The following is a 13608-nucleotide window of genomic DNA, read 5'->3' as shown; positions in this document are numbered from 1 at the left end:
TTTTCTCAGATGGATATGATAAAAGACGCTCATTAGGAAATCATGAAAGAGCAACGGCTACAGTTGACCGAGATGCTTACTGATGTCGGCCAATGCATAGTAACAGTCTTCAAAGGCAGGGAAAATTTCTTGATACATTTTAACATTTTTTTCGATTGGGAGAGTGATGGTTGGATTTTGCCTAAAATAGTAAACGTCCGAGTAATTGTTCAATTCGCCGAGCGCGACGCCGCAGATTACAGCGCTGCCGATACAGCCAATAAGACTGGAATGGTCAAAAGCCGTGATCTCAACTTCAAGTACATCAGACAGAATTTGCTGCCATGCCTGTGATGCGGCACTACCAACTAAGCACATACTGGAAAAAGGCTGTATCGTCGAAATCTGGTTTTTGATCTGCGCAAGCTGAAATGACACGCCCTCGAGAATGCTTCGGCACAGGTCGTACCTCGTGTGTCGGGAATTGAGACCTATGAAACCACCGCCTGCGGAGCTGCTCCACCATGGAGCGCGCTCTCCGCGAAGATAAGGCATGAACAGGAGACCGCGACTCCCGACCGGAGAGTTTTCAAGTTGTTCTTGAAGAAACAAGTCAAGGGAATCAGACTCCATATTACCCTGCTTGAGAAAAGTATTGCAAAACCAGTTGAGGCAAAGGCGACCGGATAGGGTGGTTCCACCATTAACATATAGGCCGGAACTGAGATAAGATGCCTTAGTGATCGAGTGCATGGAATCAAACTCGCGACTGTCTGTGCATTGAGAGATCCACGAGCAGGATCCTAGGTTGATATAGGCATCACCTGGAGAAAGTAGTCCGCACCCAACGGCGGGGGCACGCCCGTCGCCAACGCCCTGCACGACTGGTGTATTGACTGAAAGCCCTGTCTGCGAGGCGGCCCTTTCGGTCAATGTGCCGATAATAGAGCCGGCACGAAGTACATCGGGAAGCTTCTCCTCGTCTATGTCAAATGCGGTGAGGATTGATTTTGACCAGCACCCACTATAGAGATCATACATCTGCGTAAAGCCAGCGCAGGTCTCGTCGGTACAGAGAATGCCGGTCAGCATATAGCAGACATAGTCCTTACAGGTAATGAACTTATAAGCTTTTTCATAAATATCTGGTCGGTTTTGCTTTATCCAAAGTACCTTGGGAAGGGAAAATGAGTCACCGATACAGGTTCCGGTTATTTTATGGATCGTTTCATTTCCAAGTTGCCGCTCGATTTGCATAACCTGCCGTGATGAGCGTCGATCATCCCATGTAATGGAATCACAGATCGGGTGCAGGTCTTTGTCAACAGGCAGGCACCCCATCATTTGCCCGCACATACTTACACCTACGACACTTTTGGAAGGAATATTAGCAAGGAGTATGCGGCAGTTTTGGCAAAAGGCACTCCACCACAAATCGGGCGACTGCCATGCCCAGCCTTCGTTGCTATTTTGTGGAGAGTAATGAACAACGTTGCTTTTGATAAGAGTGCCATTCACTGAAAAGAGTGCGGCTTTACAGGAGAACAGCCCGATATCTTGCGTCAGAATATACTTTTGCATACGTGTAAACAACCTCCATTCCTTAAAGCCTTAGAATAATATCATTATAATTATTTCATTTGTAATAAGTCAAGTTATAAATATATAAAAATCAATAACAGTGGGCGAAACAAAAACAGGAAAGAGGATGTGTGATTTTAGACAAGGCACGGTGGATTTTTCAGCCGAGAGATGGTTAATTTGACGTATTCAACAAAAAATAGACCGATTTTTGTGCACTGAAATTGGGAAAGACATCTTTACAAGACTTATTATAATGATTATAATAATGCCAATAAGAAGTTGGCTGCAGACGCTTCTTAAGCATAATGCTTATGCCTAGATGAAAACACGAATACTTCGCAAAACCTTTTTTCCAATCCCATAAATAAAGAAGGAGGAGAAAATAGTGACCGTTTACGATCTATTAGTTGACTTTACTATTGCATCAGCACTTATTCTCGTTGGCCAATTTCTTCGCGCAAAAATCAAGTTTTTCCAAGAGTTTTTCATGCCAGCCAGCATGATCGCAGGCTTTTTGGGACTCTTCCTCGGCAAGCAGTTTCTCAATGCTCTCCCTTTTTCTGCCAGTGCAGGTTCCTATACGGGAGTGCTGATCATCATTATCTTTGGTGTTGTTGGACTTAACGGCTTTTCTGGATTTGGCGGCGGTATGGGTAAGCGACTTCTTGGCTTCACTATGTACCGCAATGTTATTTACTTTATGCAGTTTGCACTTGGTATCGCAGTCTGCTTAACTATTGTCAAAGCAATCGTGCCTGATATCAACCCTGCGTTTGGTATGCGGCTTTACCGGCGGACATGGTACGGCTGCCGCAGTCGGCAAGACTCTCGTGGATCTTGGCTGGGCGGAAGCTGGTGACCTTGGCATGACCTTTGCTACTGTTGGCATTCTGACAGGTATCTTTGGCGGCCTTGCATTTATTAAGATTGGCACGAAGCGCGGCTGGACGGCTTATATCAAGGATTTCAAATATATCTCAGGTGACATGAAAACCGGTATGGTTGCTAAAGAAAATCGCGGCTCCATGGGTGAGGAGACTACATCTTCGGTCAGCTTGGAGAGCCTTGCCTTCCATCTCTGCCTTGTGCTGCTGATCTCCGGCGGCGGTTATCTGGTCAATTCAAAGATTATCGCGGTCTACCTTGTCGCGGGAGCGCCGGATTTCACTGTAGCCTTTATTGTGGGCTTGATTTTCTTCTTGATCTTCAAGAACACGCCAGTCTACAACTATATAGATAAAGACGTTAACAGCCGAATTTCCGGTACAGCAACAGACTATCTGGTATTTTTCGGTGTTGCGATGATCAATGTTCAAGTTATTATCGACTATGCGGTTCCTCTGCTTATTGAGATCATTGTTGGCTTCGTTTGCGTATTTTTGACAATGATCCCGCTCGGCTCCAGCATGAATAACAAGAGCTGGTTCGAGAGATCCATTTTCTGCTACGGCTATTCTACGGGCGTTTTTGCTATTGGCTTCGTGCTGCTTCGAATCGTCGATCCGGAAAACAGATCTCTTACGGTCGATGATATTGCCTTGTCCCCGTGGATCAGCTTTGCTGAGATCGTTGTTTGGTCTCTGGTGCCAGTGATGCTTATTAACGGCAAGGGCTGGACAGTCGTGGGGGGTGCAGCTGCGATTTGCATTGTATCTCTGCTCGTGTCGATCGTTTGCAAGGCGTGGTGGGGGAAGGTTCCTCTTGCAGGCCGCGGCGGCTACGGTTTGGACGAGTAATGTGCCCTCTCTAAACCACTTGGAGAGGCGGCAATGGTTGGATTGCCGCCTCCAGGGATAGAGAAACAAAGAGCTTTGCACAATACAGTTCCATACAGGTCTATTCAGCGGAAGCTGTTGGATAAATTATGATAATGAAAGGAAAATGACTATGAGCTATCCGAAAGTTGACTTCTTATACCTTGATGAACCCTCAATGCTTAAGGCTGGCGTTTGTGATATGCCTGCTTGCATGGATATTGTAGAGGAGTGCTATCATCTGCTCGGGCAGGGCGACTATGTCATGGGCGGCAAAAATCATGACTCGCACGGCGTTAAGATCGTGTTCCCCAAAACATCCCCGTTCCCCAATATGCCGATTGAGGGTCCTGACCGCCGCTTCATGGCGATGGTAGCCTATGTTGGCGGACGCTTTAACGTTGCTGGTGAGAAATGGTATGGCTCCAATATTGCGAACAAGGCGAAGGGCCTTCCGCGTTCCATTCTGATGGTCATGCTCAACGACCCCGATACCGGTGCACCGCTTGCACTCATGTCTGGCAACCAGATCAGTGGTATGCGTACGGGCGCGGTTCCGGGCGTCGGCGCACGCTATCTTGCCCGTAAGGATGCAAAGGTTTGCGGTTTGATTGGTTCCGGCCCGATCAATCGTAGCTGCTTCATGTCCCTTGTAGAAGCGTGCAAGGAGCTTGATGAGGTCAAGATTTTTGACGTGTTTCCCGAGAATGCCGAAAAGCTTGCCAAGTGGATACTTGAAACCTATCCACAGATCAAAAAGGCGTATGCAGTTGCTACCTGCGAGGAATGCGTCCGCGGCTCGGATGTTGTTAACTCGGCAACCTCCGGAAAATCTCTACCATATATTAACGGAGAGTGGATTAAGAAGGGAGCCTATGTATCACTTCCTGCCGGGATCGTAATGGATCAAGAGTTTGTTCTCCGCGACGATATTCTGCGTGTTGTTGATAATTGGGGAATGTACGAGGCGTGGTCTGAGGAATTGACCTATCCGTGGCATGATTCTATCGAGCTGATCGGCGCTTATTATCTCGACTGGATCAAGGAGGGAACTATGAAGCGCGATCAGCTGTGTAATTTGGGTGAGATTGTCAACGGACATCGCCCGGGGCGCACGAGCGACGATCAGATCGTTATCTTCGGCCAGGGCGGTCTGCCTATCTATGATGTTGCATGGGGCAAGCAGTGCTATGACAAGGCTGTTGAAATGGGCCTTGGTGTTAAACTGAACCTCTGGGACGAGCCTTATATGCACTGATTCGGCATCGAGTGGGTCAATGTTTGATCTGCGATAAGGGGGAAGGGGGCTGCGATAAGCAGCCCCCTTCTTCGGTGGAGAAAAAGTCTATATGAGAAAAGAAATACTCTGTATAGTTGCAGCATTGTGCGTCTTCTTTGGAAAAGACACAGCGTCAGTGCATCAAAACAGTAGAAACTGAAAGAGCTTCACATCGGATTCCAATTTTTGTAGACAAGCTGGTTTATCCCGCGCTGTACCGTGTCCGCGCTATTTCTGTCGTGCTCGATATGCAGTCCATTATCGAATGCAGATGGTGACCGAACCCTCAAGACGGATAGCGCATAAGGCTCAAGCAGCTCATAAATTTCAAAGCCTCTGCCGCCGATATAGACGGTTTGGGGATCAAACAGGTTGATAAGAATAGACAACAGCTCACCAAGTTTTTTTCCACGATCTTCTAATAGCCTAGTGCGCTCATCTTCCGAAAGCTGTGGAGCCCAAAATATATCCATGCCGCGTTGTGCGAGATCATTTTCAATGCAGCCATGCGCCCCGCAGCGGGGACAAACGTTATCAGGGGCTCCGATCGGGATATGGGCGATATCCGCGGCGTTCCCATTTCTGCCGCGCAACAGGTTTCCCTCGCAAATAACGCCTACGCTGAGGATAGTCGAGGAATGAAGATAGAGGATATTTTCGGAATTATGACCTGCCTGGCTTACTGAAACAACGCAAAGATTTGCTTGGCTTTCTGTGTAGCAAGGCAACCCCGTACGCTGGCGGATTAGTTCTTCCAATGAGGTATTATCAAAATTAGAATGAAGACCATTGGTGAGCTGCCTGTTTTTATGCCCCTGCCCACCGGAAACGGAAAGCCCTACACCAACAAACACAATACCGCTAAACCCCTGAGAATGGGCCAGATCTTCATAGACCTGCTGGATATAATTGGATATGGACATAGCATCGTCATCTGCTGTAAGTGGAAGCTCTGTCTGGAACAAAAGCTTGTTTGCAAAATCCAGTGCGGATATTCTTAAAATATCCTCCTGCGGCCGCTCTACACAAAGAGAACAATACCCACCACTGTTAAAATGAAATTTGTCGGGGGTACGTCCGACAGTGGTATCACCACTCTTGGTTTCGTAGAGAATATGGAGATCTTCTAAAGCGTTACATACATTTGAAACGGTTGAGAAGCTTAGACCGGTATCAGAGGCTATCTCACGCTTTACCATTCCTGAGGAAAAACGGAGCGCATCAAGAATTTTTCGAACATTTGCTCCTTTTATATCGGTTATATCCATAGGAATACCTCCCTGCGGCAACGATTGGTCAGATCAAATGTAATATTTATGATAATAGCAGGATTTTTACTATCCTGCAAGGAAAGATTTTTGCTTTGAGTATTTTGGGTAAACAATTCTTGAGGAATTTAGGTGGAGTACAGTGGATTTGAATCAAATTATTATCAACCTTATGGTCGTATTCATGGTTGTCGCTGTTTTGGATAAGTGCATCGGATCACAGTTCGGCCTTGGAAATAAGCTGGATGAGGCCCTCGATACGATCGGGCCAATGTGTATACCAATGGTGGGGATGTTTTTGCTTGCTCCTGTGATTGGTGAGTTGCTCAGTCCTGTCGTGGGTCCTCTTTTTACTGCGATGAAGGCCGATCCAGCGATGTTTGCCGGTACAGTTCTCGCCTGTGATATGGGCGGTTATTCGCTTGCGCTGAATATGGCACAGGATCCGCAGGCAGGGCAACTCGCGGGCTGCATTCTCAGTTGCTCACTTGGTGGCGTTATTTCATTTACGATTCCTGTAGGAATCACCATGGTAAAAAAGGAGAACCTCCCTCCTTTTGCCATCGGTGTGCTTCTTGGAATTGTCACTGTTCCCATCGGCCTGCTCGCGGGTGGACTAGTCATGGACTGCTCGTTAGCGATGCTACTGCACAATGCACTCCCCGTACTTTTGATTTCGCTTATCATCGCCGTCGGCCTGTGGCGGGCACAAAAGCAGACGATCTTCGTGTTCAATGTTTTTGGCAGGGCACTTACGGCGATAGCGGCAATAGGTTTTGCAATCGGCATTATTCAGGAGCTTACACCGGTTGTGATTCTTCCAGAAATTGCGTCAGTCCTTGATGGCATTCGCGTGGTTGGCAGTGTTGCGATTGTTTTATGCGGGGCGTATCCGATGCTTGAGATAGTTAACCGTGTTTTCGGAAAGAGCATAAAAAGGGTGGGCAGCCTAATGGGAATTGATCAAGTTGCGACCCAAGGCATCATAGGAGGCTTTGCCAATATTATGCCAATACTTGGTTCGTGCAATCAAATGTCACCGGCGGGCATTACGGTAGCATCGGCATTTGCAGTAAGTGCCTCCTGCGTCTTCGGAGATCATTTGGGGTTTATTGCCAGCGTGGACAAGACTATGCTTATGCCGATGATTGTTTCCAAGTTGGTGGGCGGCGGTGCGGCGGTGCTTTTGGCGATCCATGTTAACAAGAAGAAAAGCTGAATCCTGAAAAGAGATGGTGCAGTGGAAGGAGAAAGCTTGCCTTGATAATGAAGAATCTGCCAAAGCACAATGCCTCGATAATACATTGGGAAATCATTCAACACGTCTTTGTACAGATGGATCATCTCATGTCTGTCCAGCCGCTGTCTGCTTTTACGCTTACTTTGTTTCGCTCAGAGTTGGTGCATTTCGCAGGACCCGAAGCAGATATCGGTACGGATCTAAGGTGTTCTCCTTCGCCGTTTCAATTTGGTTGTAGATTGCAGCGCTGGCCCGCACGCCTCTGAGTGGATTGGCAAACAGTCGGGATTTTCCGCCCAACACAAGTAGCTTCAGGCTGTTGTGCTGCTTGTTGATGAGATTGTTCAGGCAGGTGTCTCTTTTTACGACCGTGCTTCCGTGCCGCTTATTGAAAAATTTTGCGGGTACCCGCATTTTTTGCAATAGAATAGCCGCAGCAAAAACGAGAGCAACCCAAAAGCTCCGTAAGCGCTCAATAATGGCACGGCTGGAACAAAGGAGAAAGGTGTGCGAAAATCTTCGCATATGTCGAAAAACTTCCGGTAAGTTTTTCGAGAGAATGGGAGGAATAAGGGATGACAGAAGTCATGCAAGTACGAGAAGCATACCGAGTGGAACAGTGGCGGCAGCTTATGCAGCAGTGCAAAGATAGCCCCTTAAATAATCGGGAATTCTGTGCGCAGCAGGGGATCAGCGAAAAGAGCTATTACTATTGGCTGAAAAAACTGCGCGAGTCCGCAGTGGAACACGGGATCCCGCAGCTTGTGGCGTTAGAAGATCGTGAGAAGCCGGATGAACTGCGGATAGAGTATCATGGAGCCAGCATGGTACTGCTGGGACATGTGGACATCGATGCAGTCGCCGCAGTCCTGCGTTCGCTGCAGCAAACATGATAGACCTGAGTCGGGTAGAGAAATACTATGTGGCTTGCGGCTATACGGATATGCGCCGGGGCATAGACGGTCTTGCCGCCATCGTGTCACAGCAATTCGGGGCGCCACTGTGTGAGGACAGCCTGTTTCTGTTTTGCGGGCGGCGGACAGACCGGATCAAAGCGCTGTATTTCTCAGGGGATGGGTATGTACTGCTCTACAAGCGGTTAAACAATGGTGCGTTTCAGTGGCCAAGATCGGAGCAGGAGCTTCGGTTGTTGGATAAGCGAAGCTTTCGGTGGCTCATGGAGGGGCTGAAGCCGGAGCAGCCGAAGGCCATCCAAAAGTGTAAAAAACAAGATCTATTTTAGAGAAAGTGCTGTGCTTTAAGCTCATTTCATGGTACAATATAGCCAAGAAATGAGAGAAAAGGCGGTGGTGTTAAATGGGCAGAACAAATCCTTCTGCAGCCAATAACACTGCCGCTTTTTCGCAGCTGCAGGCAGAGAACGATGCACTGAAAAAGGGAAAACAGGGATCTGCGCCAGAAGCTCGAGCGAATGAATGAACTCCTGCTCAACGCGCAGCGTGCCCGCTTCGGTTCGTCCAGCGAGAAGCAGGACTATGTCATGCCGAATCAGGTCGGTATTTTCAATGAAGCAGAAGCGGAGCAGGATCCAAAGGCGCCGGAGCCTACGGAAGAAACGATCCTCGTGCCGGCACATACCGCAAGCCGAAGCGGACGATGGACGAGCTGGCTGCCGGTCTTCCGGTAAAGGAGATCCTTATCACCCTGCCGGAGGAAGAACTCATTTGTGATGTATGCGGCAGTAAAATGGCCATGATCGGGAAAAAGCTGGTATCCAGATGTCTGGAGGTCATTCCGCGTCAGTGCAGTCTTTTGGAGTATTATGCGGTGACCTATGCCTGTAAGCCCTGTGAGGAAAAGACCGGGTATGCCCATTTGGTAACCACGGTAACGCCGCCCTTCCTGCTCAAGCACAGTCTGGCATCGGCCAGCACAGTAGCGGATATTATGGTGCGGAAGTATGTGGACGGTCTGCCGCTGGCACGCCAGGAAAAGATCTGGGCGCGCGAAGGAGTTGCTCTGTCCCGCGCCACCATGGCCAACTGGGTCATTCGGGCGGCACAGACTTGGCTGAAGCCGCTATACCGCACGCTGAAGAAGGAATTGCTCGGCAGCAGTACCATTTATGCGGATGAGACCGTTGTTCAGGTCCTGAAGGAGGATGGAAAGGCAGCGGTCTCAGAATCGCGGATGTGGGTCTATGCCGGCAGCGAGCGGAGCGGTCAGTCGGTGCGGTACTTTGAGTATCAGCCCAACCGCAGCGGCAAGCACGCAGCAGCCTTCCTGAAGGGGGTTCCATGGCTGTCTTGTGACAGATGGCTATGCCGGATACAATCAGGTGGAAGGCGTTACAAGATGCGGGTGTTGGGCGCATATGCGGTGCAAATGGCGGGAAGCCATGCCGCCCGGTGCGACAAAGGAGAATTCCAAGGCAGCAGTAGGCTATGACTATTGCAGCAAGCTCTTCGCCGCAGAGCGAAAATATGCGCATTTGAGCAGTTCGGTGCGAAAGACAGCGCGTCAGGTGGAGGCGGAGCCTCTGCTTGAGGCTTATTGGTGGTGGGTAAATACGCTGGAGCCCACACTGGGCAGCAAGCTGGCGGAAGCCGTGACCTACGCCAAGAATCAGAAGGAATACCTGAATTCCTTTCTGGAGCATGGCGAGGTAGATATTTCCAACAATTACGCAGAGAATGCGATCCGCCCGTTCACCGTAGGGCGAAAAAACTGGCTGTTCTGTGATACGCCGAAGGGGGCAGACGCCAGTGCCATTGTTTACACAGTGGTAGAGACTGCCAAGGCGAACGGACTGGAACCGTATCGTTATCTGAAACTGCTTTTGACAGAACTGCCCTATTTGGGCAAGACTCCGAGCCAGGAGAATCTGATGCAGTTTCTCCCATGGTCCAAGACCATGCAGGCTGCCTGCACGGAGCTGAAAACAAACATCAATGCACCGAGGGATCTCTAACGAGATCCCTCGGCTGTCTTTTATCCCGTACGGTTATTAAGCGCTTACGAAAAGGGAATCACCTCTGCGCTGTCCTTTGCGCTCTTTTGCTCATATACCGTCGGCTTTCGGTGCGGTATAGGGGCGGTAGTTTTCTGCCTGATTTCTGCTTTCCAGCGACTTTTTATGTCGTTGGAAAATTTTTTTGAATTTTTTTGCCGAAAAGTGCGCAAAACCGCCCCTCCCAATCGGGATATAAGCAAAGGGGAAAATACACCGCCTCCCGCGGTTCGGGAAGGAGGTGCAAAAACTCATGGAGCTGACGCCGTCCCAGAAGGAAACCGTTCGGCATGAATTCGACAGGCTATGCAGGATGGTGCTGCGCGGAGAGACCATCGATTATGACAATCACATCGCATGGCGTTCCAAGCATGAGACTTCCCTTTCGTGGTTGTCAGAAAGTCAGGAGGGACAGTTTGGCGTACTGGACGAGTACCCATGCGAGCGGTTCTGCTTCCAGGTGCAGGGTTATACCATCCCTATCCGCAGCGAAATCCTTGCCAATGCCCTTGTGAAGCTGTCTGAGAAAAAGCGGGATATTATTCTGCTTGCGTATTTTCTGGATATGACCGATCAGGAGATTGCGGATAAGCTGGATATGGTCCGATACACCGTGCAGCGCAGACGCGCAAAGTCTCTTAAGGAATTAAAGAAGGAAATGGAGGTTGATAGCAGTGGCGAACAAACCGGGTAATGCGAATGTATCCCTGCTTCCTTTTTCCACCATTGAAGCAGCATCTTCCGGAGATGTGGATGCGATCAATGCCGTGCTGCGGCACTACGAACGCTATATGGCGGCTCTGGCGACAAGGCGGCTCTATGATGAGAACGGCGTTGAGCATCTTTGCATTGATGAGGAAAAGCTATGCAGGATGCGGACGAAGCTGATCACCAAAATCCTTGAATTCAAGGTGATCCGAACCGTGTGAATACATCTGCCGCGCAGGAATGTGTTTGCCCCTTTCCACGCTTCTGCGGCGGCATCTCCGTGCATCTGCGAGGAAAGGCTCTTATCTCAATGGATAAGAGCCTTTCCCGGCTGATACACAGCCTGATATATGCACCTTGACAATGCGCTTTGCGCTGCATAGGCAAACGGATAACGTTTCGAGCCGGACGAGCCGGCAGGCGGTGCGCCAAGACCCATCCAGATAACTGGACAGGCGAGCGAGCAAGCCGGTCTGCAACCGTGCGTGGCAGCACGGCGGCCATGACTCCGAGTTTGGGATAATGATACTCCCGCGTTGAACGCCCTCAAAGCATTGCGCGGCGCACCCATCAGCATGGGCCGGGGTGAGATTCCCGTGGGCGGCTGCCAGCCGCCGTCCGTTCTTGCCACTATTTATAGCGTGATAATAACAACTTATAACTTTTACTATTTTGGGAGGTATCCCCATGACAGATAAAATCGGCTTAACGATAGAAGAAGCCGCCGACTATACAGGCATTGGCAGAAACACCATGCGGAAGCTCGTGGAATGGGAGAAGATTCCCGTACTGCGGATCGGGCGCAGATACATCATCCGCATAGACGTTATTCATAAGTTCATGGAAGCCAACCAGGGTGCAGATCTTCTGGTGCGGGAACAGGTCCGCGCGGTCAGATGAAGGACAGTGCAACATGGAGCTTTTTATTTGCCGGTTTGTGTGCGGTCTGCTATAATAGCAGACAACACATCATAACAGCTCCGTTTGCCGCTATGAGAGGAGAAGCACTATGGCAAAAGGTTCTGTAAGAAAAAAGGGGAAGAAGTGGTACTATCGGTTCTATGTAGAGGATGCCAGCGGCAACAGCGTCCAGAGGGAGTTTCCCGGTTCTGAGAGCAAGAGCGAAACGGAAGCCATGCTCCGCAAGGCCATGGCAGATTATGAGGAAAAGCAATTCGTAGCAAAATCTGAAAATCTGACCCTTGCAGGGCTGCTGGACAAGTGGATTGAGGAGGAACTGAAGCCCGGTTCTCTGAGCAACGGCACGGTGGCCGCCTACATCGACACAGCCAGACGCATCAAGAAGCACCCCATCGCCGACCGTAAGCTGAAGAAGATCACACCGGATTATCTGCAAAGCTATCTGGACCTGTTGAGCCTCGGCGGTGAATGGCCGGACGGCACGGTGAGGAAAGCGCTGAGCAGCGGCTCCATGCGGCAATACTCCGCTGTGCTGCAAGGTGCGTTCCGCTTCGCAGTGTTCCCAAAGCAGTATCTCTCCTTCAATCCCATGCAGTATATCGTGTACCGCAAGAGGACGGAGGACTACGACCTGTTTTCGGAGGACGGTGCGGAGGAGGATGTTCCCATTATCCCGACGATCTCCTACGAACAGTTTCTTGAACTGAATGAGATGCTGTCCAAAAAGAAAAATCCCGCCCTTCTGCCCATCCAGATCGCGTACTACACCGGACTTCGCATTGGCGAGGCTTGCAGCCTGACCTGGCAGGACATTGATTTGAAGGAGCAGCGGCTGATGGTGAGACGCAGCATCCGCTACAACTCAGCGCGGCACAGGACGGAGATTGGCACCACGAAGCGCAAAAAGATCCGCTCAGTGGATTTCTGCAACACACTGGCGGAGATTTTGAAAGAGGCAAAGAAGGCGCAGATGCTTGACCGCCTTGCCTGCGGGCCGCTATACAGCCAGAATTACTACTTGAGCATTGAAGAAAAGAACCGCACCTACTATGAGGTTTACAGCCTGCCGGTTTCGGAGCATCCTCCAGAGGGTTATCAGGCGATCAGCTTTGTCTGTGTGCGGCAGGATGGCAGGTATGAGTCTCCGGCAACGGTTTCCAATATGTACCAGACAGCGAAGAAAAGAGTGGACGGTATGGAGAGCTTTCATTTCCACCAGCTTCGTCACACCTTCACCAGCAATCTGTTGTCCTACGGCGCAGCGCCGAAGGACGTGCAGGAGATTCTTGGTCATTCGGATGTGACGACCACAATGAATATTTACGCACACGCCAGTAAGGAAGCCAAGCGAGACGCCGCAAAACTGCTGGACAAGGTGCAATAAGACTTTCCCTTGTTCTTTCCTGACAAGGGAAAAAACAAGGGAAATTGAGAGCAGAGAAACATCCAGACGCCTTGAAAAGCAAGCAATTTCAGCACTTTTGAGAAAAATGATTTACAAATCGGAATTTGCGGGAGAGGTTGATATGAAAGATGTGAAGAAGCTGCTTTGGATCGCGGCTGGTATTATTCTTGCAATAGCCTTAGCTTGCGGAATAAACCTTTGGCAGAACGCTCAGGTGATCAGATGGCAGACAGACCATATGCCTGAGCTTCAGCACATACTGACCTTTGCAGAGAACAAGGGTGCGGACTGGGCAACGGATGAGTTGATGATAAGCGGAGTAGACGGATTTAGAAAAAAGAGCCTGTATAAAAAATGGGGAAATCCAACCGAGAGCGTGGAGACTGCAGAGGAAGATATTTGGGTCCTGTCGGATCAATTCCAGCTTGTCGTTGATTATGACAAACATGAACGAATTGAGAGCGTGAAAGTAGTTCCAAGCACATAGACAAATTAGAAT

General features: G+C 49.6%; 17 protein-coding genes. 14 read left to right on the top strand and 3 right to left on the bottom strand.

Annotated features, from left to right (window positions below; translation table 11 throughout):
- Positions 1-57 precede the first annotated feature (57 nt).
- Positions 58-1560, bottom strand: coding sequence for a xylulokinase (locus tag ACSAMP_RS04545; protein ID WP_457799679.1), 1503 nt, complete (start codon positions 1558-1560; stop codon positions 58-60).
- Positions 1561-1948: 388 nt separating this feature from the next.
- Here ACSAMP_RS04545 and ACSAMP_RS04540 point away from each other — a divergent pair, with 388 nt between their 5' ends.
- The 3 genes from ACSAMP_RS04540 (at position 1949) to ACSAMP_RS04530 (ending at position 4575) form a co-directional block, all read left to right on the top strand.
- Positions 1949-2422, top strand: a complete 474-nt coding sequence (locus ACSAMP_RS04540) for a sodium/glutamate symporter family protein (protein WP_457799678.1) — start codon at positions 1949-1951, stop codon at positions 2420-2422.
- A gap of 7 nt (positions 2423-2429) precedes the next feature.
- Positions 2430-3299 (top strand): sodium/glutamate symporter family protein, encoded by an 870-nt coding sequence (locus ACSAMP_RS04535; protein WP_457799677.1) that lies wholly within the window; start codon positions 2430-2432, stop codon positions 3297-3299.
- Positions 3300-3450: 151 nt separating this feature from the next.
- Complete coding sequence (locus tag ACSAMP_RS04530; RefSeq protein WP_457799676.1) at positions 3451-4575, top strand: tyramine oxidase subunit B; 1125 nt, start codon at positions 3451-3453, stop codon at positions 4573-4575.
- 188 nt (positions 4576-4763) lie between these two features.
- On the opposite strand, the gene ACSAMP_RS04525 is transcribed toward ACSAMP_RS04530, so the two are convergent.
- Positions 4764-5864, bottom strand: a complete 1101-nt coding sequence (locus tag ACSAMP_RS04525; RefSeq protein WP_457799675.1) for an ROK family transcriptional regulator — start codon at positions 5862-5864, stop codon at positions 4764-4766.
- Positions 5865-6006: 142 nt separating this feature from the next.
- Between ACSAMP_RS04525 and ACSAMP_RS04520 the strand changes: the two genes are divergently transcribed.
- Positions 6007-7083, top strand: a complete 1077-nt coding sequence (locus tag ACSAMP_RS04520) for an ethanolamine utilization protein EutH (RefSeq protein WP_457799674.1) — start codon at positions 6007-6009, stop codon at positions 7081-7083.
- Between the two features lie 159 nt (positions 7084-7242).
- Here ACSAMP_RS04520 and ACSAMP_RS04515 read toward each other — a convergent pair whose 3' ends face one another.
- Positions 7243-7629 carry a hypothetical protein gene (locus tag ACSAMP_RS04515; RefSeq protein ID WP_457799673.1) on the bottom strand — a complete coding sequence of 129 codons (387 nt, stop codon included), beginning with the start codon at positions 7627-7629 and terminating at the stop codon, positions 7243-7245.
- Between the two features lie 50 nt (positions 7630-7679).
- Between ACSAMP_RS04515 and tnpA the strand changes: the two genes are divergently transcribed.
- The 10 genes from tnpA to ACSAMP_RS04465 all read left to right on the top strand — a co-directional run bounded on the left by tnpA (position 7680) and on the right by ACSAMP_RS04465 (position 13596).
- The gene (gene tnpA / locus ACSAMP_RS04510) at positions 7680-7997 is read left to right on the top strand and encodes an IS66 family insertion sequence element accessory protein TnpA (protein WP_457799672.1); all 318 of its coding nucleotides are present in this window, start codon (positions 7680-7682) and stop codon (positions 7995-7997) included.
- Positions 7994-8347, top strand: coding sequence for an IS66 family insertion sequence element accessory protein TnpB (tnpB, locus tag ACSAMP_RS04505; RefSeq protein WP_457799671.1), 354 nt, complete (start codon positions 7994-7996; stop codon positions 8345-8347). The genes tnpA and tnpB overlap by 4 nt, the downstream gene beginning before the upstream one ends.
- A 189-nt stretch (positions 8348-8536) precedes the next feature.
- Positions 8537-8752: an IS66 family transposase gene (locus tag ACSAMP_RS04500; protein ID WP_457799670.1), complete on the top strand. Its 216-nt coding sequence runs from the start codon at positions 8537-8539 to the stop codon at positions 8750-8752.
- Positions 8722-9513: an IS66 family transposase gene (locus ACSAMP_RS04495; RefSeq protein ID WP_457799669.1), complete on the top strand. Its 792-nt coding sequence runs from the start codon at positions 8722-8724 to the stop codon at positions 9511-9513. Before ACSAMP_RS04500 ends, ACSAMP_RS04495 begins: the two co-directional genes overlap by 31 nt.
- Positions 9404-10036, top strand: a complete 633-nt coding sequence (locus tag ACSAMP_RS04490) for an IS66 family transposase (protein WP_457799668.1) — start codon at positions 9404-9406, stop codon at positions 10034-10036. The genes ACSAMP_RS04495 and ACSAMP_RS04490 overlap by 110 nt, the downstream gene beginning before the upstream one ends.
- A gap of 292 nt (positions 10037-10328) precedes the next feature.
- Positions 10329-10769, top strand: coding sequence for a sigma-70 family RNA polymerase sigma factor (locus ACSAMP_RS04485; RefSeq protein ID WP_457799667.1), 441 nt, complete (start codon positions 10329-10331; stop codon positions 10767-10769).
- Positions 10750-11004, top strand: a complete 255-nt coding sequence (locus ACSAMP_RS04480; protein ID WP_457799666.1) for a helix-turn-helix domain-containing protein — start codon at positions 10750-10752, stop codon at positions 11002-11004. Before ACSAMP_RS04485 ends, ACSAMP_RS04480 begins: the two co-directional genes overlap by 20 nt.
- Positions 11005-11470: 466 nt before the next feature.
- On the top strand, positions 11471-11683 hold the full coding sequence (locus tag ACSAMP_RS04475; RefSeq protein ID WP_021750123.1) for a helix-turn-helix domain-containing protein: 213 nt from the start codon (positions 11471-11473) through the stop codon (positions 11681-11683).
- Between the two features lie 109 nt (positions 11684-11792).
- Positions 11793-13088, top strand: a complete 1296-nt coding sequence (locus ACSAMP_RS04470; protein WP_457799665.1) for a tyrosine-type recombinase/integrase — start codon at positions 11793-11795, stop codon at positions 13086-13088.
- Between the two features lie 142 nt (positions 13089-13230).
- Complete coding sequence (locus tag ACSAMP_RS04465; RefSeq protein ID WP_457799664.1) at positions 13231-13596, top strand: hypothetical protein; 366 nt, start codon at positions 13231-13233, stop codon at positions 13594-13596.
- Positions 13597-13608: the final 12 nt, after the last annotated feature.

The organism is Flintibacter sp. SJQ-8, assembly GCF_054108085.1.
Note: the sequence above shows the minus strand (reverse complement) of the source record. Positions and strands in the feature narration are given on the sequence as shown.